This window comes from Bacillus sp. BSL6, from assembly GCF_052928345.1.
The window spans coordinates 208,172-234,498 of record NZ_JAVGCW010000002.1 but is presented as its reverse complement, the minus strand read 5'-3'; the positions used below and the strand labels follow the sequence as shown (position 1 = coordinate 234,498).

The following is a 26,327-nucleotide window of genomic DNA, read 5'->3' as shown; positions in this document are numbered from 1 at the left end:
TTCGAGGGGATCACGTTTTTTTGTTGAAGTATTAGAGTGAGGTGTTGTGTATGGAAAATAAAATGATGGAACGAGTAGAACAATTAGAAGAAAAGGTTAAGAGGTTAGAGGGAGAACTTGCAAGAACGACGAAAGCCAAAAAGACAAGTATTGTTCGGGTGTTCGGGGAAGGGCTACTGTTTTTAATATTTGGTGCGGTTGTAGTAGGGCCAATTATCGCCTTTGTAATCACGATTCTTACTGGATTTGCCGAAAAATAAAATAAAAACAAAAAGAACGCTTGTTCTATACGAACAAACGTGCTATAATCTCCTTAGATAAACAAAACGGAAATGATTTTAAGGAGAGATAAATGATGAAAATGACAGTAGACCAAAGATTTATGATGCCAGCGGATGTTGTAGAACGAGTGGAAGTGTTAAGAAACAAACAAAGTAAGCGCGGCACATTATTACAATCAGTAAATAAATTTTTCGGTTTAGATACGAAAGAAGATTGTGTTTGGTTTTACGGTTTTTATGGAGTTGCTGTAAGTATTTTATTATTTATGGTGTTCACATCAAATATTTTCGATTTTCTCTTCGCGTAAGAAATATGCTATAAGGACATTGCTACCGAATACATATATAAAGAAGTAAGGTAATCTTCTGAAGCGGGAGTTGGTAGTAATGGCGATGTTTCCTATAGAGCGTAACTATATTGGATATGGAAGTTCACGACCGGGTATTCCTCTTTCTAAAGTAAGGTTTATTGTAAGCCATGATACGGGGAATCCTGGTAGCAATGCGATTGGGAATCGGGATTATTTTAATGAAATACAGCCGAAAGCTTCGGCACATACATTTATAGATGATAAAACAATATTGGAAATTATTCCTATAAATGAAGTTGCCTACCATGTTCGATATGGTGTGCCGACAGATAATGACTTATATGGGTATGATGCTAATAAGGCTGCCATTGGAGTGGAGCTTTGTTATGGTGGTGATGTTAACTTTTGGGAAGCATATACCCGTTTTACGTGGTATCATGCGTATTTATGTCAAAACTTCGGCTTGAATCCGAAAAAAGATATCGTATCACATAAAACACTTGACCCAGCTAGAAAGATTGATCCTGAAAATGTATTAGGGAAACAAGGTATTAAATTTCAGCAGTTTTTAGCAGATGTCTATCGGATGTACGTTTCGTTTAGATGACAAATATATGAAAAATGAATACAATAAAGATAGGTGCCTACTGCTGTAAGTAGGTTTTTTCTTGTTTTTATAAATAGTGTATTGGTAGAAGACTAGGAGTGAACCGAGTATGCAGAAAGAAACAGCTATTATAATTGGAGGCGGTCCGTGCGGATTAGCAGCAGCAATTTCGTTGCAAAAGGTAGGGATAAATCCGTTAGTAATTGAAAAAGGAAACATTGTAAATGCGATTTATAATTATCCAACTCATCAAACATTTTTCTCCTCTAGTGAAAAATTAGAAATTGGTGATGTAGCTTTTATTACAGAAAATCGTAAGCCTGTTCGAAATCAAGCGCTTGCGTATTATCGTGAAGTAGTAAAGCGTAAATCTGTACGTGTAAATGCTTTTGAACGAGTGGAGAAAGTTCAAAAAGATGGAGAAGTTTTTCAGGTTGAAACGACAAAGCGTGATGGAAGTAAAGAAATATATATAGCGAAATATATTGTTGTAGCAACTGGATATTATGACAATCCAAATTATATGAACGTTCCAGGTGAAGAATTGAAGAAGGTAGCTCACTATTTTAAAGAAGGACATCCTTATTTTGATCGAGATGTAGTAGTTATAGGTGGGAAAAACTCGAGTGTAGATGCCGCGTTAGAGCTTGTTAAAGCTGGTGCGCGTGTAACGGTATTATATCGCGGAAGTGAGTATTCACCAAGCATAAAACCGTGGATTTTGCCAGAGTTTGAGGCGTTAGTCCGAAATGGTACAATTCACATGCATTTCGGGGCTCATGTGAAAGAAATTACTGAACATACATTAACGTATACGGTTGATGGCGAGACAACTACAATCCAAAATGATTTTGTATTTGCGATGACTGGTTATCATCCAGATCATAGCTTCTTAACAAAGATGGGTGTTCGGATTGATGAAGCGACAGGACGTCCAATTTATGCAGAGGATACGATGGAAACGAACGCTGCAAATATTTTCATTGCAGGTGTAATTGCCGCTGGAAATAATGCAAATGAAATATTTATTGAGAACGGTCGATTTCATGGAGATGCAATTGCGCAAACCATCGCAACAAGAGAAATGTAAAAAGAAGCTGTCGAAATAAACTTCGACAGCTTCTTTTTTTAATCATGCATAAACATGTTTTGGATTGTTTCATGAGAAGTTGTATTCTCTAATGCAACTAATAATTTAATACGTGCTTTTTGAGCGTTTAAACCGTATGTGAATACAATACCCATATCTTTTAATTGCTTGCCGCCACCTTCATATGAATATACATCTTGAACGATGCCGTTGAAACAGCGAGAAACTAATACGACGGGAATTCCTTTGTTTATTAATCGTTCTAGACTAGGAAGTGTTCTTGGAGGTAAATTACCTTGTCCAAGTGCTTCAATAACAATCCCGTCTACTGGAAGATTTTCAATTGCTGCTAACAATGTATCGTCCATACCAGCGTACGCTTTTAGAACGACTACATTTTTAGAAATTTTATTTACTGAATATGTTTCGTGATGTACTAAAGCATGGTGGAATACAACGCCGCGCTTTGTTACCATACCAATTGGTCCATACTGTGGACTTTGGAATGTTGCTACATTGCTTGTATGTGTTTTCGTTACGTTTGTAGCGCAATGAATTTCGTCGTTTAATACGACTAAAACACCTTTTTCTGCGGCTTCACTACTGCTAGCGACTTTTACAGCTGATAAGAAGTTATATAGACCATCAGCACCTAATTCATTGCTAGATCGCATTGCACCTGTTACAACGATCGGAATAGTTGCTTGTACTGTTAAATCTAAGAAATAGGCTGTTTCTTCTAATGTATCCGTACCATGCGTAATGACTACGCCATGAATGTTGTCTTGTTTTACTCTTTCATCAATGATGACTTGTAATTGTAACATTTCGCTTGGTGTCATATGAGGAGATGGTAGATGGAACACATCTTCAACGATTAAATCAACATCGCCTTCTAAATCAGGAATGAATTTTAAAAGAGGATTTTTTTCACCTGGTTGTACGACCCCAGTTTCTTTATCTTCCTCCATTGCAATTGTTCCACCTGTGTGTAAAACTAGGATTCTTTTCAATGCTTATACCCCTTTCAAGTAAAAAATACATTTAGAACATAACATGTTTTGAGTAAATTCGACAATGGAAATGTATAAAAGTATGCCTCGAAAATGACAATAAAATGAACTGCTATATGTACGATGTATAAAATAACAAAATGAAATGTAAAAATATAGTATAAGAGGGAGCAATTACGGTGAAAAAGATGGAGAGAATTTTTATTCGTATATTAATAATACAATTTATTTGTCTTTGTGTTGTACAATTATTATTTATACATAAATCATCGGTGAAATATTTATCTAAAATTGTTTATTATGAAGGTGTTATGGTAAAAAACAAAACGAAAATCTTACAGGTGAATAGGTAGTTTTCATTTTCTTCTATGAAGGATTATGCTACAATAATTGAGGATTTAATGACGTGAAGCAAATGAGAAGAAGCAGGAGAATACCTGCTTTTCGTTTTGTTTTATAAGCGAAAAAATGAGGTGTTACGATGGATAAAAGAATTTCAATTGCTATAGATGGTCCAGCAGCTGCTGGAAAAAGTACAGTTGCGAAAGTTGTAGCGAAGAAGCTTTCTTACGTTTATATTGATACAGGCGCAATGTATCGTACGATTACATACGCAGCCCTTGAGCAAAAAGTGGATATTGAAAATGAAGAGCAGCTAATGGAAGTTGTAAAGAATGTGAAAATCGAGTTTCAGCAAGGAGAAAATACACAACTTGTATTTTTAAATGGACAAGATGTTTCGGAAGTCATTCGTACACCTGAGGTGACGAATCGAGTATCGATTGTGGCAAAACATCGCCTTGTTCGTGAAGAAATGGTACGTCGTCAACAAGAGTTAGCGGAAAAAGGCGGCGTTGTAATGGATGGTCGTGATATTGGTACACATGTGTTACCAGATGCTGAAGTGAAGATCTTTATGCTTGCTTCTGTTGAAGAAAGAGCAGAAAGAAGACATTTAGAAAATATGAATAAAGGTTTCGATTCTAATTTAGAGCAGTTAAAAGAAGAAATTGCTCAGCGTGATAAATTAGATTCAGAACGCGAAGTTTCTCCTCTAAAAAAAGCTGATGATGCATTGGAATTAGATACAACTTCTTTATCAATTGAAGAAGTTGTCCAAAAAATTATGGGTATTGTTTCGGGAGTGTTTGCGAAATAAAGAAAGGGGGTAGCCTCTTTCTTTTTTGTTTATATAAAAATGTAAAGGATACGTGAATTGTGAGTCTCTTTCCTTGACAAATGACCGGATTTATAAGAAGTTAGTTAAAGAGGAATAAAACTGTCAGAATATATTCGCTATTATATTTCAAAACATACTTTCTTCAACATGATTTTGCTGTATACTATTTATATAGGTTTAATATATTTTCTAGTGAAATGTATGAAGCTTACGTATGTGATGATAAATTCTTAAACATGCAAATGAAAACAATTGTTTTCATTTCGTATATACATAAAAAATGCTTTGTCAATTCTGTAGGGAGGTATTTCCATGGTAGAGAAAATGAATGAAGAAGTTATGGATTCAAAAGAATTACAAGTTGGTGACGTTGTTACAGGTTCTGTAACGAAAGTTGAAGAGAAACAAGTGCTTGTAAATGTTGGATACAAAACAGATGGCGTAATTCCAATTAGTGAATTAGCTAACGTTCATATTGAAAAAGCAAGCGATGTTGTAGAATTAGATCAAACACTAGAATTAAAGGTTATTAAATTAGAAGAGAATGATCTTGTATTATCTAAACGTGCTGTTGATGCAGAAAAAGCATGGGTAGAATTACAAGAGAAATTTAATTCTGGTCATGTATTTGATGTTACCGTAAAAGATATCGTGAATGGTGGATTAGTTGTGGACCTTGGTGTTCGTGGTTTTATCCCGGCTTCACTTGTAGAAGTACATTATGTAGAAGATTTTACTGACTATAAAGGCAAAACGTTAGCCGTGAAAATTGTTGAATTAGACCGTGAAAAAAATCGTGTAATCCTTTCACATAAAGCGGTAGTAGAATTAGAACTAGATTCTAAGAAGAAAGAAGCGATTTCTTCATTAAAAGAAGGAGACGTTGTTGAAGGAACAGTGCAACGACTAACTGACTTCGGCGCTTTCGTTAACGTTGGGGGCGTGGACGGTTTAGTTCATATTTCACAAATTTCGCACGAACGTGTAGAGCAACCTTCTGAAGTATTAGAGCAAGGTCAAAAGGTAAAAGTAAAGGTATTATCTGTTGATGCTGACACACAACGTATTTCTTTATCAATTAAAGCAGCTCAACCGGGACCTTGGGAAAATGTTGGTGGCGAAGTAAAAGCTGGAGATATTCGTGAAGGAGTAGTAAAGCGTCTTGTTACATTCGGTGCATTCGTTGAAATTTTACCGGGCGTTGAAGGTCTTGTGCATGTATCTCAAATTGCAAATCGTCATGTGAAGAATCCAAATGAAGTATTGGAAATGGGACAAGAAGTAAAAGTGAAAGTGCTTGAAGTGCATGTAGCAGAGAAACGTATTTCTTTAAGTATAAAAGAAGCGCTTGAGGAAAATAATGTAACTGAAGATTATAGTCAGTATGAACCGAATGCTGATTCTGCTACTTTCCAATTAAGTGACATTATTGGTGAACAACTGAAAAAATTAAAAAAATAAAGAGGGGTACAAGTGGTAAGGGCAAAACGTAAATTAGATCATATTGAATACGCTCTTTCTACTGGTCAGTCTCGTACGCATGGCTTTCATGATATTGATTTTGTGCATCAAAGCTTGCCAAATTCAAATTATGACACAATAACATGTGAAACAAAAATCGGCGAACTTTCACTAAGTTCGCCGATTTTTATCAATGCGATGACTGGTGGTGGAGGAGAGAAAACGTTACATATTAATGAGCAATTAGCATATGTAGCGAAACATCATAACCTTGCTATGGCTGTAGGTTCGCAAATGGCGGCGTTAAAAGATGAAAGTGAGGCAGCTTCTTATAAGATTATTAGAAAGGTAAATCCAAATGGTATTTTCTTTGCTAATTTAGGTAGTGAGGCAACTGTTGAACAGGCAGAGCGTGCTGTTGATATGGTTGAAGCGAATGCATTGCAAATTCATTTAAATGTCATACAAGAGTTAACGATGCCAGAAGGAGACCGTGACTTTACTGGTGTACTTCAGCGTATTGAGAAAATTGTTTTAAATAGTAAAGTTCCTGTCATTGTAAAAGAAGTTGGATTTGGGATGAGTAAGGAAACAATGCAACAGTTAGCGAGCATAGGTGTAACGGCAATTGATATTGGCGGACAAGGTGGTACGAATTTTGCTGCTGTTGAAAATGAAAGAAGACAGCGAATGCTTTCTTATTTTAATAACTGGGGCATACAAACAGCTACCTCGATTATTGAAGCAACCTCTACAAATAATAACCTCTCTTTTATTGCATCTGGGGGTATACAAACAGCGCTTGACGTAGCGAAAGCAATCGCATTAGGGGCGAATACAACTGCATTCGCTGGCTATTTTTTACGCATTTTAATGCAAGATGGTATCGAGAAGTTAGTGGATGAAATTGATCTATTACATGCAGACTTGAAATTTATTATGACAGCTCTCGGTGCAAAGACGATAGAAGAGTTACAGTCCGTACCTCTTGTTATAAAGGGCGAAACGTATCATTGGTTAACGCAGCGTGGCATTGATACGACGCATTATAGTAGAAGATAAAAAATCAACCGTTTGGTTGGTTTTTTTTGTATTCTTTTCTTTTTTTAAAATTATAGCGCGGGAAGGGAGCTATTGTTACGTATAATCCTAAAAATGGAAAAAATAGACGTTTTATATTATAATTTAACGATATACAGATGTTTTTGTAGAAGTTTCTTTTGAAGAAGGGGTTATAAAAATGAGGAAATGTAGAAAGTGTACTACTGAATTATTGGAAGAGGCTAGTTTTTGCCATGTTTGTGGAGAGAAATATGGCAAAAGTAAGAAAATATTAATCTCTATTATAAGTCTCATTGCTATTGGGACAATTAGCATAGGTAGTTATTGGTACTATAATAGTTATTCTAATAAGAAGGTTACATCTGCTGAAAAAAGAAATGTAAAACCGAATAATGAAGAAATCAAAAATGAAAAGGTTACTATTTCGGAGAATACGGTAAAGGAAGATTTGATCACGTATGCTAAACTTATTGAAAGTGGTGCAAATGAAAAGGAAAGTGTTGCTGAGGGATTAAAGACGTACTTCGTGGATGCGAATCAAGATGAAGCGTATAAAGATGTAATCGCTTATATAAAATTGTGTAAAGAGAGAAAAGATTTTAAATCAGTAGCACTAGACGTTAAGATAGATGCTATGAAAAAGGATAACGATGAACAAAATGAATTAACTTATTCAATGACATATAAAACGAATTATACGAATGGAAAACCAGAACGCGTGCAAACGTTTCAATATAAGTGGTTGATGATCAAACAAAATAATAGATTGCAATTTAAGAGTCAAAAGAAGCAAGAAAAAACTTACGATAATTTAGGGAATACGGATGTTAATAAAAAAGGAGAAAATGTATCTTCAGATAGTAAAAATACAATAGGACGTATTACGTATAATAGTGATGATGTTAATATCCATGCGCGGAATATAAGAGAAGATACGGCGATTTCTGGATATAATCAAAAAGTAGAAATTTCATTAACTTCAAATGTGCGAGATGGGGGTTCTAGTTCAACGACAGCACAATTGACAATTAAAACGGAGAATATTGCAATCTCAATTGGGAATAAATTGTATAGGAATCCGATAGTAAATGCAGGAAGTGGGATGGAAGCGTTAATATTGCCAAGGGAATTAGGACAAGACAAGAATAATCCATCAGAAGATTCATATGTAAATTATTATTTCGATATACCAAATGATGTGGATTTAAGTACAGCTGAAGTAGTCTTACTTTCTGATCAAGGAAACATCATAGGAAGCAGAAAAGTTAAAAAGGAACGAGAAAATATTGCTGATGTGAAGAAGGAAGTGGAGCGAAGGTTAAAAGAATTAGGGGAGACGAATTATGTACGTGTAGAAGTAAATAGTAAAGATTCTTCTCTTCAAACGTATTATGTTATTACATATTCTAAAAAACCAACAGGTATAGTTACGATTGATGCCACGTCAAGTGATCGGATCTATAATGCTAAAACAAAAGAATTATATTATGAGTAGAAAATATGAAAGAATTATGTAAAAGACGGTTTCGTACAATATCGAAACCGTCTTTTTGTATTCATTAGTGCTGATTCTGTTTTCGAGCTTGCTCAGGTGTATCAAGTCCAGTTGCACCCGGATATTGTAGTGATTGGTCACGATCAGATTCAACGCGGCGAGATTCTCTTAGTTTTCGTTCTTGACGATCTTTACCCATAATGAATAGCACCTCCTTATTAAAAGTGTTGCTGTTATCGGAAAAAACTATGCGTGAAGAAAGTGGATTAACTTTCATAAAAAGTTCCCATAATGGAAAACATAGGAGGTGAAATCATGGAAGGGAGTACTTTTTATTTTGTAGCTTGGATAGGGTGGATTGTTGTAACTTTCTTTATGAAAAAGGACTCTATTCGGTGGAAGATAAGCGCCTGTATATTGATTTTTATTATTTGCTCTCCGTTACATGTAACGATTGCTTCATTCACGGTATCAGTAAATGCACTTTTACTTTCTGGTATAGCTTTTATAGGACTCACGCTCTATTCTATTTGGAAAAAAATATATAGCTTACTTTCGGCACTTATTATTGCAATGTTATATACAAGTTTTCATTTGTTAGAAGTATATGATCCAATTTGGATTGTGGTGGACAGGTTGTTTTTGTTAAGTAGTGCTCTTGTATATGCATCCGTTTTATTACATGAGGATCGCATATTACGACTATGTTCTCTTTATATAGGAATGTTACAGGGAGAATTGTTTGTGACAATTATTTTTCGGAAACTGCATTTTCCTTACGATTACGGTAGTTTAGCGTTTTTTGATATCGTTGCTGTTTCTACATTATTCATGGCAATTTTATTTTGGATTGCGAAAGTCTCCGTACACATGGAACAGTTTAAGAGGAAAACACGTAAAAGAAAGGCGAGGGTAATACATGATTGAATATACACCGGCCATTTTATGCGGCGTAATAGCAGGGACAGTAACGAGAGTGCTCATGCTTCGGACAGATACGCGGCAATATCCGACGAGGCTCCATGGGAAAATTATTCACATTGCGATGGGATTAATTGCAGCGGCTTTAGGAGCAATCGCGATTCCATCCATTTTGAAAAAAGATTTTTCTGCCATTACGTTTCTTACGTTAGCAGCGACACAGTTTCGTGATGTGCGTAACATGGAAAGGAATACACTTCAACAATTAGATGGATATGAGCTTGTACCGCGTGGGAATACATATATTGAAGGAATTGCATTAGTTTTTGAAAGTCGCAACTATTTGGCGATGTTAACGTCGTTTGCAACGACGTTTGCGTATATAGGATTTCGTTCATGGATTGCCGGAGTAATTATGGCCATAATCGCATTTTTTATCGCGAAAACATTAATGTCTGGTAAGAGGTTACATGATCTTGTTGATATCGAGCATGTTCCACTTCGTTTTGAAGGAGCGGGGCTATATATTGATAATATTTACATTATGAATATTGGATTGCCAGCAAGACAAGAGGAAATTATGAAGTATGGAATGGGTTTTATTTTAAGGCCAAAATCAATTGATGCGATGGTGACAATCTCAAACTTAGGGCAACGCCAGGCTATTTTACATGATGTTTCTGTTGCTTTAGGGATTTATAGAGATTCTGGTACGCCGGCACTTGCGCCGCTAGCAAAGCGTGATTTAGAGGATGGCAGGGTTGGAATCTTTGTCTTACCACAAGATCAAGATGTGGAGAAAGCGATAGGTGTCATAGGGAACGTGCCGACGTTAGAAAGTGCTGTTCATATGTCATCGGAAGCCCCGAAAGGAAGGGGAGATAAGAGATGATGTTAGAAAGTGTAATTCTTGCAGTTATTACAACGACTCCGGAGAAATTTGCTGGTGGTGCCCCTCTGTTTACTTGTGAATCGACAGAGGAGTTAGAATTTGTTGCAAATAATTTAGAGGCAATTCTAGATGGCATTGCGCATCGCTTACAAGAGAATGTATATATTATTGTGAAACATTAGCAACGTGTGTTATAATGTGAGGTGTTTTGATACGCTGAGAAATATTCTGGAATGCAAATCCCTTCTTGCACAAAGAAGGGTTTTTTACATAATAAACAGAAGCAAGTTGAAAGGATGAAAGTATATGCCGAAACCAGTAATAGCAATAGTAGGCCGCCCGAACGTAGGGAAATCTACTATTTTCAATAGAATTGTTGGAGAGAGAGTTTCAATTGTAGAAGATATTCCAGGTGTAACGCGCGATCGTATTTACAGCGCTGGAGAATGGTTAAATCATGAATTTAACATTATTGATACAGGTGGAATTGATATTGGAGACGAGCCATTTTTGACACAAATTCGTCAACAAGCTGAAGTAGCGATTGATGAAGCGGATGTTATCATTTTTATGACAAATGGTCGTGACGGTGTAACAGCAGCTGATGAAGAAGTTGCGAAAATATTATATCGTTCAAATAAACCAGTTGTACTTGCAGTAAATAAAGTGGACAATCCGGAAATGCGCAGTGACATTTATGATTTCTATGCATTAGGATTTGGTGAGCCATTCCCAATTTCAGGTACACACGGATTAGGATTAGGTGACTTATTAGACGAAGCTGCACAGCATTTTCCAAAGATTGAAGAAGACGGATATGATGAAGATACAATTCGTTTCTCTTTAATTGGACGTCCAAACGTAGGGAAATCATCACTTGTAAATGCTCTTCTTGGTCAAGAGCGTGTAATTGTTAGTAATGTAGCAGGAACAACTCGTGATGCGGTCGATACACCATATAGTAAAGATGGGAAAGATTATGTAATTATCGATACAGCTGGTATGCGTAAAAAAGGGAAAGTGTATGAAAGTACAGAAAAGTATAGTGTACTTCGTGCACTAAGAGCGATTGAACGTTCTGACGTTGTTTTAGTCGTTTTAGACGGTGAAGAAGGAATTATTGAACAAGATAAAAAAATCGCTGGATACGCTCATGATTCAGGGCGAGCTGTCGTGATCGTTGTAAACAAATGGGACGCAGTGAAAAAAGACGAGAAAACAATGAAAGCATTTGAAGAAAACATCCGTGCTCATTTCCAATTTTTAGAGTACGCACCGATTGTATTCTTATCTGCAAAAACGAGAAAACGTACACAAACGCTAATACCGGTTATCGATCAGGTAAATGAAAGCCATAGTATCCGTATTCAAACGAACGTATTAAATGATGTAATTATGGATGCGGTAGCGATGAATCCAACGCCAACGCATAATGGTAGTCGTCTGAAGATTTTCTATGCAACACAAGTTGCGGTAAAACCACCAACATTTGTTGTGTTTGTAAACGATCCAGAACTATTGCACTTCTCATATGAGCGCTTCTTAAAGAATCGTTTACGTGAATCATTCGGCTTTGTAGGAACACCGATTCACATTATCGCTAGAGCAAGAGACTAATGGAGAGGATGTGATTTTATGACAAAAATCACAGTAGTTGGAGCAGGTAGCTGGGGAACAGCGTTAGCGATGGTATTAGCTGACAATGGGCATGATGTACGTATTTGGGGAAATCGTTCTGAACTTATGGATGAGATTAATACAAAACATGAGAATAGTCGATATCTCCCAGGAATTACATTGCCAAGCACAATCGTAGCCTACTCTTCTTTAGAAGAAGCATTAGTAGATGTAAATGTAGTACTTCTTGTAGTACCAACGAAAGCGTATAGAGAAGTACTGCAAGATATGAAGAAATATGTGGCAGGTCCGACTACTTGGATTCATGCAAGTAAAGGAATTGAACCTGGTACGTCAAAACGTATTTCGGAAGTGATTGAGGAAGAAATTCCAGAGGACTTGATTAAAGATGTTGTTGTACTGTCTGGACCGAGTCATGCTGAAGAAGTAGGGTTGCGTCAAGCGACAACTGTTACGTCTGCAGCAAAGCGTATGGAAGCGGCTGAGGAAGTACAAGATTTGTTTATGAATAGTTACTTCCGTGTATACACAAATCCAGATATCGTTGGAGTTGAACTTGGTGGTGCGTTAAAAAATATTATCGCATTAGCTGCTGGGATAACTGATGGCCTTGGATTAGGTGATAATGCGAAAGCGGCATTAATGACACGTGGTTTAACGGAGATTGCTCGTTTAGGAAGAAAAATGGGCGGAAATCCGTTAACGTTTGCTGGACTAACTGGTATGGGTGACTTAATTGTAACTTGTACAAGTGTTCATAGCCGAAATTGGCGTGCTGGAAATATGCTTGGAAAAGGACACTCTTTAGAAGAAGTGTTAGAAAGTATGGGTATGGTTGTCGAAGGTGTAAGAACAACGAAAGCTGCTCATGAATTGGCAGAAAAAATGGAAGTAGAAATGCCGATTACAGCTGCTTTATATGATGTGCTATTCAATGGGAATAATGTAAAAGATGCAGTAGGCTCATTAATGGGGCGTGTTCGAAAACACGAAGTGGAAGCTATACCTGACTTACTTTAAAGAAAAGCGACAGAAGTACATTTGTACTTCTGTCGCTTTTTATTTTTTTGGGTCTTTTCACCATTTTTTTATTTTTGCATAGGATGAAGAGTAACTTGAGGAGAGGGTGAAAAGAATGGATAACAACATTTTTAATAACATTGAAAAAGAAGCGAAAGTGAATAAAGAAGATATTTTTAAATTAGCATCATCGGTACAAAATGCGAATTTACGTGATGAGACTGTACTTCGTCAATTGATTCATCAAGTGGCTCTTATGGCAGGACGTGAAGTGCCGAAAGAACAAGAGGATCAAATTGTTAAAGCAATTATTAACAATAATATGCCGACAGATTTTGGCTCGTTAAGCAAAATGTTTAAAAAATAAAATATGAGAAACAAAGAGTTTGTAGAGTGCATATGATAGCCATGAAAGTATGGGAATAGAGCTGTTTTGGGCATATTTGGTCAACCGAAGCGAGAGATATGCTCGCTTCGGTTTTATTTTTATCTAGACTGGTGGAAAATGCTGAAAAACCTATTGATTAAAACTACATATTCTCGATTTGTAGTAAAATGTTCTTTTTTGTATTTGTTTAAAGATTTTAATTTGTTAAAATAGTATAAAAATAGATTAATAAAAAGGGGTGTGTATATGTCGGAAGGGCTTATAAAAATGTGGTTTGCTTTAGGAGCAATTGGATTTATGTTTTTTGCAGTAAGTTTTATTTTACTAAGCAGATATAAAATAAAGAATAAAGTTTTGAAAGGGATTACAGCATTGGTAGCGTACACCCTCATGATTGTGTCAGGAATTGTTATTTTTCTTGTTGTATTTAGTGGTCCTGTACAGCAGTAAAGGGCATGGTACGGAGTAAGTTATATTAGTATGAAAAGGTGATTACTAGTGAAAAAAGTCCATATTATTTTAATATTTTGTTGTATGAGCATTTTAACAGGGTGTCTGTATCCAAAAGAAAATATGAAACAAAATGCTGTTCCTTATGAAGATCAGCTACAAGTCGTTCAAAAAGCTGTTGTGACATTTAAGGAGCAAAATGATGGGATATTGCCAATTAAGACGCGGGATATGAATACGCCTATTTATCAAAAATATCCAATCGATTTTCAAAAGGTTTCTCCGCGTTACATACAAGAAGCACCAGGGAATGCCTATGAAAGCGGAGGAGTATATCAATACGTATTAATAGACGTTGAAACAAACCCAACAGTAAAGTTAATTGATGTTAGGATGGCTGAACAAATTCAGGAATTATCATTAAAGCTTCGGATGTATCGAGATGAACATCAATATCCACCTTTTAAAAAGGTAATTTCAGATGGTGTGTATGAATTAGATTTCAAAAAACTTGGATATAAAGATGTACCGCAAGTGACAAGTCCGTATTCTGGTAAAGGCCTTCCTTTTGTAATTAATGAGAAGGGAGAAATTTATGTTGATTATAGAATCGACTTATATGAAGCGTTGAAAAAAAATGAAGGGCAATTTAAGGAGGGGGAAGATATTCGAAATATACTTTCGAAAGATTCTCCGTTTGTACCTGCGTATTCTTTACCGTATACGGTAAAGAATGGAGAACCAATTTTTTTAAAATCATAAGTCATGAACCTTTCTTTTAGTGAATAAGTTCTAGAAGAAAGGTTTTTTATGTTACACAACTTGCGATGCAAACAAAAGGTATTTTTTAATAGTCATATGAAATTGGACAAAATTATATGATATATTGTCCGAACTTCTAGAATACCATTATATTATATCAGATATTATAGGCAACGTTAGAGAAGGTATTAGTTGACTATAAACGTGGAATTATTCCCAAAAATATTGAGGGAGGGAATCACTTGGAAAAGGTAGATATTTTTAAAGATATTGCGGAACGCACAGGCGGTGATATTTATTTTGGAGTTGTAGGAGCTGTTCGAACAGGGAAATCAACATTCATTAAAAAATTTATGGAACTTGTAGTTATTCCTAATATTGAAAATGAGTCTGACCGTCAAAGGGCGCAGGATGAACTACCTCAAAGTGCTGCTGGCCGTACAATTATGACGACGGAACCGAAATTTGTTCCAAACCAAGCGGTTTCTATTGAAGTAGATGAAGGTCTTGAAGTGAATATTCGATTAGTAGATTGCGTCGGATATACGGTTCCAGGAGCAAAAGGCTATGAAGATGAGAATGGCCCACGCATGATTAATACTCCTTGGTATGAAGAGCCTATTCCATTCCATGAAGCTGCAGAAATTGGAACACGCAAAGTAATTCAAGAACATTCAACAATTGGTGTTGTAATTACAACAGATGGAACGATTGGTGAAATTCCAAGAAGAGATTATATAGAGGCAGAAGAACGCGTCGTAAATGAGCTAAAAGAAGTCGGAAAACCTTTCATTATGATCATTAACACTGTACAGCCGTATCATCCAGATACAGAGCAATTGCGCCAAAGCTTATCTGAAGAATATGATATCCCAGTCATTGCGATGAGTGTTGAAAGTTTAAGAGAAACAGATGTATACAATGTACTTCGAGAGGCGTTATTTGAGTTCCCTGTTTTAGAAGTGAATGTGAACCTTCCGAGCTGGGTAATGGTGCTAAATGAAGGGCATTGGTTACGCCAAAGTTATCAAGAAGCCGTTCAAGAGACTGTCAAGGATATAAAACGTCTTCGTGATGTAGACCGTGTCGTATGGCAGTTTAGTCAGTATGAATTTATTGATCGAGCGAGCCTAGCTGGCATTGATATGGGGCAAGGCGTAGCAGAGATTGATTTATATGCACCAGATGAATTATATGATCAAATTTTAAAAGAAGTAGTAGGAGTAGAAATTCGAGGGAAAGATCATTTATTGAAGCTTATGCTCGATTTATCTCATGCGAAAATAGAATACGATCAAGTGGCGGATGCTCTGCGTATGGTCAAACAAACAGGATATGGTGTAGCGGCGCCTGCGTTAGCTGACATGAGCTTAGATGAACCAGAAATTATTCGTCACGGTTCAAGATTTGGTGTGAAATTAAAAGCTGTAGCTCCATCTATTCATATGATTAAAGTAGATGTGGAGTCTACGTTTGAGCCAATCATTGGTACGGAAAAACAAAGTGAAGAACTAGTTCGTTACTTAATGCAAGATTTTGAAGATGATCCATTATCAATTTGGAATTCTGATATATTTGGACGTTCACTGAGTTCTATTGTTCGGGAAGGCATTCAAGCGAAACTATCTTTAATGCCAGAAAATGCGAGATATAAATTAAAAGAAACGCTAGAAAGAATTATTAATGAAGGATCTGGCGGATTAATTGCGATTATATTATAAGAAAAAATCCCTCTCATCGTAGAGGGATTTTTTAATTTTCGCATATAGAATAGGAAAATAAACAGCTATTATCTAATATATTGTTGTAAATTGTCAAGTTTCATCAGATTTTCACATTTTAAGAGTAACAATTTCCTTAAAAATATTGAATTATAAAGGAGAATCGTATAATATAGGCGTTGATAATGATTTATCTACATCTTTGTAGTATAGAATTTGCAAAAATTGCCTACAAATGAAAGTAAGACTCATTTTATGATCATTATACAGTCTTATCTTTGGGAGGAGGTGAATGGCATGAACAAGACAGATTTAATCAATGCTGTTGCAGAAGCAAGTTCCCTTTCTAAAAAGGACGCAACAAAAGCAGTAGACGCTGTTTTTGATTCTATCTTAGAAGCTTTAAAACAAGGTGATAAAGTACAACTGATCGGATTCGGTAACTTCGAAGTTCGTGAGCGTGCGGCTCGTAAAGGTCGTAACCCACAAACAGGTGAGGAGATTGAAATCGCTGCAAGTAAAGTACCTGCATTCAAACCTGGTAAAGCGTTAAAAGATGCGGTTAAATAATCCTTACATATTAACAGGGAAGAAGAGTTTCCTTTTTGGAAACTCTTCTTTTTGCTTTTAAAAACATAAATATGCTAGAATGTGTTCGTATCACTTTTAGGTTTTCGGGAGGGCTAGCGGATGGCAAAAGTTAATTTAGAACAAATTGAACATGCAGTACGCCTTATTTTAGAGGCAATTGGAGATGATCCTAATCGAGAGGGAGTACTTGATACACCAAAGCGTGTTGCAAAAATGTACGCAGAAGTGTTCTCAGGTATGCATGAAGATCCGAAAGAACATTTACACAAAGTGTTCGGAGAAGATCATGAGGAGCTTGTACTAGTAAAAGATATACCGTTTTATTCGATGTGTGAGCATCATTTAGTTCCATTCTATGGAGTTGCTCACGTTGCATATATTCCGCAAGGCGGAAAAGTGACAGGGTTAAGTAAATTAGCTCGTACTGTAGATACAATTGCACGTCGTCCACAACTGCAAGAACGTATTACATCAACAGTAGCGAACTCTATTATGGAAGTACTAGAGCCGCATGGTGTAATGGTAGTAGTAGAAGCGGAACATATGTGTATGACGATGCGCGGTGTGAAAAAGCCAGGTGCAAAAACAGTAACAACAGCAGTACGTGGTGTGCTAGAAAATGATGCTGCAGCACGTAGTGAAATTTTATCTTTTATTAAAACGAAGTAAAGAAAAGTGGGAAACTGCTTTTCTTTTTTTTTTTTTTGTAAATAAATGATATAGTTTTAGCGAGGCAGAGAGAGAATAGAAAGATTACTTAAAAGAATAGAAGATGTTATGTAGTTCGGTAGAAGTTTGGAAAGAGTAGCCAAGTTTTGGTTATAGAAAATAGAGTGTATGTGTTATAATAAGTTTTATGAATTAGAAAACAAGGGTGATTTTTGTGTGTGACATCTACGGAGGGTATGCGAGTATAAGAGAGAAATTGATGGTGAAATTACGCCATCCTTATTTTATAAACTATATTGAAGAACCATTTATTGATGAAGAGAAAATCGCATTGTTATATGGTGCTTTAAAAGGTGCAAATTTACATATAGAACAAATTGAGCATTATGTAGTGACGATTATGCTTGTGCAAATTGCGCTTGATACACATGAAAGAGTATCAAATAAAGCAGGGGAAGAAGCGAATGAATCGCATAAGCGTCGCCAGTTAACAGTGCTTGCTGGTGATTACTATAGCGGGTTATATTATTACTTATTGTCTATGAATCGTGATATTGTTTTAATTCGTGCGCTTGCTGAAGGAATTAAAGAAATTAATGAACACAAAATAATGTTATATCAAAAAGCGCATAAAACGGTGGATGACATAATGGAGAGTGTAGTAATGATTGAGTCTGCACTGTTGCAAAAAACATGTGATCATTTTCATTTAGCGCATTGGAAGCCGTTTATAACATATGTACTAGGGAAAAATCGTCTCCAAAAAGAATGTGAACTACATGTTAATAAACAACATTCACCTGTTTTTCAAGCTGTTCAAGGGATTGTGAACGATAAAGCAGATGCAGAAACAGTTATGAATGGATGGATGATGAAACTTAGGAAGAAAGAAAATCAATTTTTAGAAAATCACACAGATATAAGCGAAATAAACTCTGTGTTAAGAGATACATCGAAGACATAAGCAATTTTACATTGGAAGAAGGTACGAGCATGCAACAATCAAAAGAAGAAAGAGTACATGATGTATTTGAGAAAATCTCTGATAAATACGATGTGATGAATTCTGTAATTAGTTTTCAAAGACATAAAGCGTGGCGCAAAGAGACGATGCGCATTATGGATGTAAAACCAGGTAGTAAAGCGCTTGATGTATGTTGCGGAACAGCGGACTGGACAATTGCGCTAGCTGGAGCGGTGGGTGAACAGGGCAAGGTTGTTGGTTTAGACTTCAGCGAAAATATGTTATCTGTTGGTAAGCAAAAGGTAGAGGCGTTACAATTAAAACAAGTAGAACTTCTGCACGGGAATGCAATGGAACTTCCATTTGAAGATAACACGTTTGATTATGTAACGATTGGATTTGGTTTACGTAATGTACCGGATTATATGCACGTATTAAAAGAAATGACGCGTGTAGTAAAGCCAGGTGGAAAAGTAATTTGTTTAGAAACATCTCAACCAACAATGATTGGTTTTCGACAAGGTTATATTTTATACTTTAAATATATCATGCCGTTATTTGGAAAGTTATTTGCGAAAAGTTATAAAGAATATTCATGGCTACAAGAATCTGCTAGTACATTCCCAGGTATGAAAGAATTGGCTAATATGTTCGAAAAAGCTGGACTTGAACGTGTGCAAGTGAAGCCATTTACTTTTGGAGTAGCAGCGATGCATTTAGGCATGAAACCAGAATCAAAATAGAAAAAAGAAGTTTTAGGTTAAGGTGAACAATATGAAGTTACAACTTATGTACTCTTTTTTACGATCGGATATTAATGTGATAGAAAAAGAATTAAAAAAGACAGTTGCTTCTGAACAGCCATTAGTAGAAGAGGCGGCATTACAACTTATTGAAGCTGGTGGGAAGCGAATTCGTCCTGTATTTGTGTTGCTTGCGGGGAAATTTGGAGATTATAAGTTAGATGCAATTAAGCATGTAGCTGTTGCGTTAGAACTTATTCATATGGCTTCTCTTGTTCACGATGATGTTATTGATGCTGCGTTTTTACGACGTGGTAGTGCAACTGTGAATGCGAAATGGGGAGATCGTATTGCAATGTATACAGGGGACTATTTATTCGCTAAGTCTCTTGAATGTATAACGAATATTGAAATTCCAGAGGCGCATCAGGCGCTATCGCATACCATTTTAGAAGTTTGTAAAGGTGAAATCGAACAAATTAAAGATAAGTATAACTATGACCAAAATTTAAGAACATATTTAAGAAGAATAAAGCGAAAAACCGCTTTATTAATTGCTGCAAGTTGCCAACTAGGAGCGATTGCTGCTGGCGCTAATCGTGATACGGTAAGCCGTCTGTTTTGGTATGGCTATTTCGTAGGGATGTCGTATCAAATTATTGATGACATTTTAGACTTCGTTTCTACAGAAGAGAAACTTGGAAAACCTGCTGGGGGCGATTTATTGCAAGGAAACATTACGCTTCCTGCCTTATATGCTATGGAAGATCCAATCCTTTGTAAGAAAATCAGATCTGTACATGAAAATACAACAGCGGACGAAATGAAAGAAATTATTGAAGCTATAAAGAATAGTGCTGCTATTGATAAAGCATTTGCGTTTAGTGAACGTTATTTACATAAAGCATTAGAAATGATAAAACCACTCCCACGTGGACAAGCAAAGTATGCATTACAAAATGTAGCAAAGTATATTGGAAAACGAAAATTTTAGTGTTTTTTCTAAAAAATAAAATAATCTCTCTATTTCAAAACTATTGCACAATTGTGATAAGGGTGTTAATATGTGTGTGGGGATATACAATTACATACATAATTCAGAAGTGGAGAGATTTTTTATGGAAAAAACATTTCTAATGGTTAAACCAGACGGTGTACAACGTGCCTTCATTGGGGAAATTGTAGCTCGTTTTGAGAAGAAGGGCTTTCAATTAGTTGGTGCAAAATTAATGCAAGTCACTCCAGAAATCGCTGGACAACACTATGCTGAGCACACAGAAAAACCTTTCTTTGGTGAATTAGTAGACTTTATTACATCTGGTCCTGTATTCGCAATGGTATGGCAAGGTGAAGGTGTAGTAGATACAGCTCGTAACATGATGGGTAAAACAAGACCACATGAAGCAGCTCCTGGAACAATTCGTGGAGATTTCGGTGTAACTGTTGCCAAAAATATTATCCATGGTTCTGATTCGTTAGAAAGTGCAGAGCGCGAGATTGCTATTTTCTTTAAGGAAGAAGAATTAGTTGACTACTCAAAATTAATGAATGAATGGATTTACTAATTATTTTGAAATAATTTGTAAACGCTTTAATCACTGTGATAATAGTAGAAAGTGCAAGGAGAATAGGGGTATTCTTCTTGCACTTTTTTTATTTCTATTAGTTACGAAGTTAGAGCTGTTATGATATATTGATATGTAAAGTAAAGGCCTATCGGAGAATAAGCGAATGGCTGATGTATGAATAACTCTTTCATATTTTTAGAGTAATGAAAGATAAAATTATTGCTTAATATAGCGAGATAAATACATATACGAAAAGAGGAATAACGTATGCGATATATTACAGCTGGTGAATCTCATGGTCCACAACTTACAACGATTATAGAAGGTGTTCCAGCCGGACTACCATTAGTAGCGGATGATATAAATGAAGAGTTAGCTAGAAGGCAAAAGGGATATGGGCGTGGTAGACGCATGCAAATTGAAACAGATCAAGTGCAAATTGTAAGTGGTGTTAGACATGGAGAGACATTAGGTTCTCCAATTGCACTTGTTGTTGAAAACCGTGATTTTGCACATTGGACAAAAATTATGGGTGCAGAGCCGTTAACGGAACAAGAAGAAAAAGAAATGAAAAGGAAAGTAACAAAACCAAGACCTGGACATGCTGATTTAAATGGTGCGATTAAATATGGTCATAGAGATATGAGAAATGTACTGGAACGCTCTTCGGCACGCGAAACGACAGTACGTGTTGCTGCTGGTGCGGTTGCAAAAAAAGTGTTAGCGGAACTTGGTATTGCAGTAGCAGGCCATGTAATTGAAATTGGCGGTGTACAGGCTAAAGAGACTACGTATCGTTCAATTGAAGAATTAAAAAGTATTACAGAAGCATCACCTGTACGCTGTTTAGATGAAGAAGCTGGTAATCAAATGATAAAAGCAATTGATGATGCGAAATCAAATGGTGATTCAATCGGTGGCATCGTGGAAGTAATTGTGGAAGGAATGCCAATTGGAGTAGGCAGCTATGTGCATTCTGATCGAAAACTAGATGCAAAATTAGCATCCGCAATAATGAGCATTAATGCCTTTAAAGGGGTCGAGATTGGAATTGGTTTTGAAGCAGCACATAGACCGGGTAGCGAAGTTCATGATGAAATTTTGTGGGATGAAGAGCATGGATATACAAGAAGAACAAATAACGCGGGTGGTTTAGAAGGCGGTATGACGACTGGAATGCCAATTGTTGTGCGCGGAGTGATGAAACCGATACCTACACTATATAAACCTCTTCAAAGTGTCGATATTGATACGAAAGAGCCTTTTACAGCAAGTATTGAACGTTCAGATAGTTGTGCTGTTCCAGCAGCTAGTGTCGTTGCGGAAGCGGTTGTAGCTTGGGAATTAGCGACAGCTTTAATAGAACAATTCGGATTAGATCGTATGGACCTTATTCGTGAAAATATTGAGAAACATAATGAATATGCGAGGGGATTTTAATGGAAAACATACATATTCAAACGAAATCAAAAGAATATGATGTACATGTAGGAAAAGAATCGTTGTCACATTTGACAACAATCGTTCAAAACATGCAGCCATCTGTATCAAACATTATGATTATTTCAGATGAGGCTGTTGCACCTTTACATTTACAGACAGTTGTAGATGCGTTGCAAATAGATCAAAAAGTATTTTCATTCGTTGTACCGAGTGGTGAAAAAGAGAAGTCCTTTGAAAATTTCTATGCGGCTCATACGTCAGCTCTTGAAAATAAATTAGATAGAAATTCTTTAATTATCGCACTTGGAGGCGGGATGATTGGAGACTTAGCTGGTTTTGTTGCTGCGTCATTTATGCGTGGAATTCGCTTTGTTCAAGTTCCGACGACTTTATTAGCTCACGATAGCGCAGTAGGTGGGAAAGTAGCAATCAATCATCCGTTAGGTAAAAATATGATAGGTGCATTCCATCAACCAGAAGCAGTTGTATATCATACGCCGTTTTTACAGTCTCTTCCTGAAAAAGAGTGGCGCTCAGGTTATGCAGAAGTGATAAAACATGCTCTAATTGGTGATGTAAAGCTATATCATTGGCTAAAAGAAGAAGTGCAAACATTAGCAGATCTTCGTGATGAGAAATTAATCCACATATTAACGAAGGCGATTCCTGTAAAGGCAAACATTGTAGCGCAAGATGAAACAGAAAAAGGCGTACGTGCACATTTAAACTTTGGACATACGTTAGGCCATGCTCTAGAAAAAGAACTAGGATATGGAAATATTACTCACGGTGACGGAGTGGCGGTTGGAATGTTATTTGCTATATTCTTAAGTGAGCAAGTGTACAAGGTTAATCTTGCTTATGAAGAGATGAAGCAGTGGTTTTTAAATTACGGTTATCCAAAAATGCCACGTGATTTGAATGTGGAACGCCTCGTCGGGTTGATGAAACAAGATAAGAAAGCGAATGCTGGAGCAATTCATATGGTACTTATGCAGGAATATGGGGTAGTGAATGTCGTATCTATTCCAGATGAGACTGTTCATATTGCGTTAGAGGCATTTCAAAAGGATATGGTTTAAGAGCTAAGGAGTGCTTGTTTCAAGGTGTCCTCGTAATAGTGACGGTTAAGATAAACGATTGCAGTGAGAGATTATAACCTCATTGTAATCGAATTGAATAAAACGACTGGGGGAAGAAAAATGAGAGTAAAAGAACAATTGTTAACTTTGAGAGCGTATGTGCCTGGGAAAAATATTGAAGAAGTAAAAAGGGAATATGGATTATCAAAAATTGTGAAATTAGCATCGAACGAAAATCCATTCGGTTGCTCAGCGCGTGTAACAGAAGCATTAACTTCTTTAGCGAGCCAATATGCCCTTTATCCAGATGGATATGCCTTTGAACTTCGGAAAAAAGTAGCGGAACATTTAGGTGTAAAAGCAGAACAACTACTATTTGGTAGTGGATTAGATGAAGTCATTCAAATGATTAGCCGTGCATTACTACACGAAGGAACAAATGTTGTAATGGCGAATCCGACATTCTCGCAATACCATCACCATGCTGTTATTGAAGGAGCAGAAGTTCGTGAAGTACCACTTAAAGATGGCATTCATGATTTAGATGCGATGCTAGAGCAAGTAGATGATAAAACGAAGATCGTATGGATTTGTAATCCGAATAATCCGACAGGTACATATGTAGAAAAACAAAAATTACTTTCATTTTTAGAATCAGTTCCTAAGTCAGCGCTCGTTATTATGGACGAAGCATATTATGAATATGCGGGAGCAGAAGACTATCCGCAAACATTACCACTTCTTGAAAAGTATGAAAATCTTATGGTATTACGTACGTTTTCAAAAGCATATGGTCTAGCTGCTTTCCGTATCGGATATGCAGTTAGTAATACGGAGTTAATCGGGCAGTTAGAAGTAGCGAGGTTACCATTTAATACATCGACTGTAGCGCAATCTGTAGCACTTGCTGCATTAGAAGATCAAGCATTTTTACAAGAATGTGTGAAAAAGAATGAAGAAGGATTACATCAATATTACGCATTTTGTAAGGAATATAACGTATTCTATTATCCATCTCAAACAAATTTCATTTTCTTAAAACTCGGTATTACTGGTAATGAAGCTTTCGAACGATTAATGAAAAAAGGATATATTGTTCGTTCTGGTGCTGCATTTGGTATCGATGATGGCATTCGTATTACTGTCGGTTTGAAAGAAGAAAATGATGAAATTATAGAGTTACTGAAAGAACTTGTAAATGAGCAAGTACAGAAAGAGGAAACATATTCTTAAGAGATTGTGAAGGCTCCTATTAGAGGAGTCTTTTTTATCGCATTAAAAAAATTGAAGTTTAGTAATTAAGTTGTTCTGTAAATCACGATTTGTATGGCTCGATAATTAGTGGGAGAAGTTATTTGCACGGTCATAAAAGAAAGCGGTACAATAGAAGAAGATAAGAAGGTATCGGTATCATATCCGAACCTTTGAACAATTAACTACTCTGTAAGAAGAAGCATGCTCATTCTAAAGGTTGCGTTCTAACAATGAGTTGCTTATGATAAAGTGAAACTTTAATCAGTGGGGGGATGTTTATCCCCCGCTGATTATTAGTTGAACCAATCGGGCTTTTACGGGCAGTTGCCCCCAAAACTAACTTCTTTGCCCTAGCTGAATTTTGAGGTGGGGTCTTACTGCCCGTTAATAGCGGGGTAAATGAACAGAAAAGAATATTTTTTAGAATTAAAGGAGACGTTTATGCAAAAGTTTGAACAAGCTGTTTCATATATTGAAAATGGTGAAGCGGAAAAAGGATTACAATTATTAAAAGAACAATTAAAAATTGCGAATGATGAAGAGAAGTATGATATCGCTCGCTATTATCATACACTTGGATTTACGGATGAAGCGTTAGCTATTACAGAAGACTTACGTTTATTGTATCCAGAGGAAAGTGAATTCACTGTATTTTTAGCAGAATTATATATTGATCTAGACAAAGAAGATGAAGCGATTGAAGTGCTTCATGATATTCCAGAAAATGATGATTTATATGTTCAATCATTATTACTAGTTGCGGATTTATTCCAAATGCAAGGTTTTGATGATGTAGCAGAACAAAAACTATTAAAGGCGAAAGAAATGATGCCTGACGAGCCTGTTATTACGTTTGGATTAGCAGAGTTATATAGTAGTAAAGGTGAAGAACAAAAGGCAATTACTTATTATGAGTCGCTATTAGCGGAGCATAAAGTAATGGGTGGTGTTGTCATTGCCTTACGCCTTGGAGAAACGTTAAGTGCCATTGGAAATTGGGAAGAGGCGATTTCTTACTACGAAGCAGGTTTAGAGGAACAAAAAGATATTCACTCATTATTTGGATATGCATTCACGTTATACCAAGGTGAAGAATACCAAAGAGCAATTGGTGCTTGGCAAGAACTGAAAGAATTAGATCCTGAGTATGCATCGCTTTACATGTATTTAGCGAAAAGCTATGAAAAAGAAGGGATGCTTCAAGAAAGCTATGAAACACTTCATGAAGGAATTAAAGTAGATGAGCTTTCTGTACCATTTTATGTAGAATTAGCGAACATTGCGGCGAAATTAGGGAAAATTGCGGAAGCAGAGGAAGTACTTCAAAAAGCGCTTGAGTTAGATCCAGGACATTTAGGTGCAACATTAAAATATGCATATATCTTAAAGGAACAAGAAAAGTATGAAGAGCTAATTGCTGTTGTAGAGCGTGCTATCGATAGCGGAGAACCAGATACACAACTACTTTGGGATCTTGCATTTGCAAAAAAACAATTAGAAATGTATTCGGATGCATTAAAACACTATGAAAGTGCATATACTTCTTTTAAGAATCATCCAGACTTCTTGGAAGAGTACGGTTATTTCTTATTGGAAGAAGGTATGCGAAAAGAGGCGAAAGAAGTATTTACTCAGTTAATACAACTAGACCCGACACAAATTCATATTGAAGAATTGTTATATAATTTAGAGGATTTTTCATAAGTTGGAAGGAAACTGAA

30 protein-coding genes are annotated in these 26,327 nt (G+C 36.3%); 28 read left to right on the top strand and 2 right to left on the bottom strand.

Annotation, left to right across the window (positions count from 1 at the left end; genetic code table 11):
* Window positions 1-50 precede the first annotated feature (50 nt).
* The 4 genes from RCJ96_RS07380 to RCJ96_RS07365 all read left to right on the top strand — a co-directional run bounded on the left by RCJ96_RS07380 (window position 51) and on the right by RCJ96_RS07365 (window position 2,289).
* Window positions 51-260 carry a hypothetical protein gene (locus RCJ96_RS07380; RefSeq protein ID WP_000428478.1) on the top strand — a complete coding sequence of 70 codons (210 nt, stop codon included), beginning with the start codon at window positions 51-53 and terminating at the stop codon, window positions 258-260.
* Between the two features lie 92 nt (window positions 261-352).
* Complete coding sequence (locus RCJ96_RS07375; protein WP_001983018.1) at window positions 353-589, top strand: DUF3961 domain-containing protein; 237 nt, start codon at window positions 353-355, stop codon at window positions 587-589.
* Between the two features lie 79 nt (window positions 590-668).
* Entirely contained in the window at window positions 669-1,199 is a 531-nt protein-coding gene (locus tag RCJ96_RS07370; RefSeq protein WP_001240643.1) for a peptidoglycan recognition protein family protein, read from the top strand.
* A 109-nt stretch (window positions 1,200-1,308) separates the two neighbouring features.
* On the top strand, window positions 1,309-2,289 hold the full coding sequence (locus tag RCJ96_RS07365; protein ID WP_001168490.1) for a YpdA family putative bacillithiol disulfide reductase: 981 nt from the start codon (window positions 1,309-1,311) through the stop codon (window positions 2,287-2,289).
* Window positions 2,290-2,327: 38 nt separating this feature from the next.
* On the opposite strand, the gene ansA is transcribed toward RCJ96_RS07365, so the two are convergent.
* Complete coding sequence (ansA, locus tag RCJ96_RS07360) at window positions 2,328-3,302, bottom strand: asparaginase (protein ID WP_000822018.1); 975 nt, start codon at window positions 3,300-3,302, stop codon at window positions 2,328-2,330.
* Between the two features lie 179 nt (window positions 3,303-3,481).
* On the opposite strand from ansA, the gene RCJ96_RS07355 reads away from it, so the two are divergent.
* The 5 genes from RCJ96_RS07355 (at window position 3,482) to RCJ96_RS07335 (ending at window position 8,500) form a co-directional block, all read left to right on the top strand.
* Entirely contained in the window at window positions 3,482-3,655 is a 174-nt protein-coding gene (locus RCJ96_RS07355; protein ID WP_000738053.1) for a YpfB family protein, read from the top strand.
* 128 nt (window positions 3,656-3,783) lie between these two features.
* Window positions 3,784-4,461, top strand: coding sequence for a (d)CMP kinase (gene cmk, locus RCJ96_RS07350; protein ID WP_000361264.1), 678 nt, complete (start codon window positions 3,784-3,786; stop codon window positions 4,459-4,461).
* Between the two features lie 333 nt (window positions 4,462-4,794).
* Window positions 4,795-5,943, top strand: a complete 1,149-nt coding sequence (gene rpsA / locus RCJ96_RS07345; RefSeq protein ID WP_000229574.1) for a 30S ribosomal protein S1 — start codon at window positions 4,795-4,797, stop codon at window positions 5,941-5,943.
* A gap of 12 nt (window positions 5,944-5,955) precedes the next feature.
* Window positions 5,956-7,005, top strand: a complete 1,050-nt coding sequence (locus RCJ96_RS07340; RefSeq protein ID WP_270794547.1) for a type 2 isopentenyl-diphosphate Delta-isomerase — start codon at window positions 5,956-5,958, stop codon at window positions 7,003-7,005.
* A gap of 178 nt (window positions 7,006-7,183) precedes the next feature.
* Window positions 7,184-8,500, top strand: coding sequence for a hypothetical protein (locus tag RCJ96_RS07335; RefSeq protein ID WP_416504191.1), 1,317 nt, complete (start codon window positions 7,184-7,186; stop codon window positions 8,498-8,500).
* A gap of 64 nt (window positions 8,501-8,564) precedes the next feature.
* On the opposite strand, the gene RCJ96_RS07330 is transcribed toward RCJ96_RS07335, so the two are convergent.
* The gene (locus RCJ96_RS07330; RefSeq protein WP_000513900.1) at window positions 8,565-8,699 is read right to left on the bottom strand and encodes a YpzI family protein; all 135 of its coding nucleotides are present in this window, start codon (window positions 8,697-8,699) and stop codon (window positions 8,565-8,567) included.
* Between the two features lie 116 nt (window positions 8,700-8,815).
* Between RCJ96_RS07330 and RCJ96_RS07325 the strand changes: the two genes are divergently transcribed.
* From RCJ96_RS07325 to RCJ96_RS07235, 19 genes are all read left to right on the top strand, one after another.
* The gene (locus RCJ96_RS07325; RefSeq protein WP_074609539.1) at window positions 8,816-9,427 is read left to right on the top strand and encodes a YphA family membrane protein; all 612 of its coding nucleotides are present in this window, start codon (window positions 8,816-8,818) and stop codon (window positions 9,425-9,427) included.
* Window positions 9,420-10,313 carry a YIEGIA family protein gene (locus RCJ96_RS07320; RefSeq protein WP_074609537.1) on the top strand — a complete coding sequence of 298 codons (894 nt, stop codon included), beginning with the start codon at window positions 9,420-9,422 and terminating at the stop codon, window positions 10,311-10,313. The genes RCJ96_RS07325 and RCJ96_RS07320 overlap by 8 nt, the downstream gene beginning before the upstream one ends.
* Entirely contained in the window at window positions 10,310-10,495 is a 186-nt protein-coding gene (locus RCJ96_RS07315) for a capping complex subunit for YIEGIA (RefSeq protein ID WP_000979054.1), read from the top strand. Before RCJ96_RS07320 ends, RCJ96_RS07315 begins: the two co-directional genes overlap by 4 nt.
* A 124-nt stretch (window positions 10,496-10,619) precedes the next feature.
* Window positions 10,620-11,930, top strand: coding sequence for a ribosome biogenesis GTPase Der (der, locus tag RCJ96_RS07310; protein WP_074609535.1), 1,311 nt, complete (start codon window positions 10,620-10,622; stop codon window positions 11,928-11,930).
* 18 nt (window positions 11,931-11,948) lie between these two features.
* Entirely contained in the window at window positions 11,949-12,971 is a 1,023-nt protein-coding gene (locus tag RCJ96_RS07305; protein WP_000161776.1) for an NAD(P)H-dependent glycerol-3-phosphate dehydrogenase, read from the top strand.
* 115 nt (window positions 12,972-13,086) lie between these two features.
* Window positions 13,087-13,338, top strand: a complete 252-nt coding sequence (locus RCJ96_RS07300; RefSeq protein ID WP_000369754.1) for a stage VI sporulation protein F — start codon at window positions 13,087-13,089, stop codon at window positions 13,336-13,338.
* Window positions 13,339-13,605: 267 nt separating this feature from the next.
* A complete protein-coding gene (locus RCJ96_RS07295; protein WP_001288998.1) occupies window positions 13,606-13,809 on the top strand; it encodes a DUF2768 domain-containing protein in 204 nt (67 codons plus the stop codon).
* A gap of 48 nt (window positions 13,810-13,857) precedes the next feature.
* On the top strand, window positions 13,858-14,571 hold the full coding sequence (locus RCJ96_RS07290) for a hypothetical protein (protein ID WP_000755473.1): 714 nt from the start codon (window positions 13,858-13,860) through the stop codon (window positions 14,569-14,571).
* 242 nt (window positions 14,572-14,813) lie between these two features.
* Window positions 14,814-16,292 carry a stage IV sporulation protein A gene (gene spoIVA, locus RCJ96_RS07285; RefSeq protein ID WP_000416519.1) on the top strand — a complete coding sequence of 493 codons (1,479 nt, stop codon included), beginning with the start codon at window positions 14,814-14,816 and terminating at the stop codon, window positions 16,290-16,292.
* A 297-nt stretch (window positions 16,293-16,589) separates the two neighbouring features.
* Window positions 16,590-16,862, top strand: a complete 273-nt coding sequence (locus tag RCJ96_RS07280; protein ID WP_001043860.1) for an HU family DNA-binding protein — start codon at window positions 16,590-16,592, stop codon at window positions 16,860-16,862.
* Window positions 16,863-16,982: 120 nt separating this feature from the next.
* Window positions 16,983-17,552 carry a GTP cyclohydrolase I FolE gene (gene folE / locus RCJ96_RS07275; RefSeq protein ID WP_001151482.1) on the top strand — a complete coding sequence of 190 codons (570 nt, stop codon included), beginning with the start codon at window positions 16,983-16,985 and terminating at the stop codon, window positions 17,550-17,552.
* Window positions 17,553-17,766: 214 nt separating this feature from the next.
* A complete protein-coding gene (locus tag RCJ96_RS07270; RefSeq protein WP_446699751.1) occupies window positions 17,767-18,516 on the top strand; it encodes a heptaprenyl diphosphate synthase component 1 in 750 nt (249 codons plus the stop codon).
* 29 nt (window positions 18,517-18,545) lie between these two features.
* Window positions 18,546-19,259, top strand: a complete 714-nt coding sequence (gene menG, locus RCJ96_RS07265; protein ID WP_001187667.1) for a 2-heptaprenyl-1,4-naphthoquinone methyltransferase — start codon at window positions 18,546-18,548, stop codon at window positions 19,257-19,259.
* A 31-nt stretch (window positions 19,260-19,290) separates the two neighbouring features.
* Window positions 19,291-20,253, top strand: coding sequence for a heptaprenyl diphosphate synthase component II (hepT, locus tag RCJ96_RS07260; RefSeq protein ID WP_270794553.1), 963 nt, complete (start codon window positions 19,291-19,293; stop codon window positions 20,251-20,253).
* Between the two features lie 124 nt (window positions 20,254-20,377).
* Window positions 20,378-20,824, top strand: a complete 447-nt coding sequence (gene ndk / locus RCJ96_RS07255; RefSeq protein WP_000415885.1) for a nucleoside-diphosphate kinase — start codon at window positions 20,378-20,380, stop codon at window positions 20,822-20,824.
* 270 nt (window positions 20,825-21,094) lie between these two features.
* Window positions 21,095-22,267 (top strand): chorismate synthase, encoded by a 1,173-nt coding sequence (gene aroC, locus RCJ96_RS07250; RefSeq protein ID WP_446699750.1) that lies wholly within the window; start codon window positions 21,095-21,097, stop codon window positions 22,265-22,267.
* Window positions 22,267-23,352: a 3-dehydroquinate synthase gene (gene aroB / locus RCJ96_RS07245; protein WP_076867515.1), complete on the top strand. Its 1,086-nt coding sequence runs from the start codon at window positions 22,267-22,269 to the stop codon at window positions 23,350-23,352. The genes aroC and aroB overlap by 1 nt, the downstream gene beginning before the upstream one ends.
* A 120-nt stretch (window positions 23,353-23,472) precedes the next feature.
* On the top strand, window positions 23,473-24,585 hold the full coding sequence (hisC, locus tag RCJ96_RS07240) for a histidinol-phosphate transaminase (protein WP_416504190.1): 1,113 nt from the start codon (window positions 23,473-23,475) through the stop codon (window positions 24,583-24,585).
* A 462-nt stretch (window positions 24,586-25,047) separates the two neighbouring features.
* Complete coding sequence (locus RCJ96_RS07235) at window positions 25,048-26,310, top strand: tetratricopeptide repeat protein (RefSeq protein ID WP_001168676.1); 1,263 nt, start codon at window positions 25,048-25,050, stop codon at window positions 26,308-26,310.
* Window positions 26,311-26,327 lie beyond the last annotated feature (17 nt).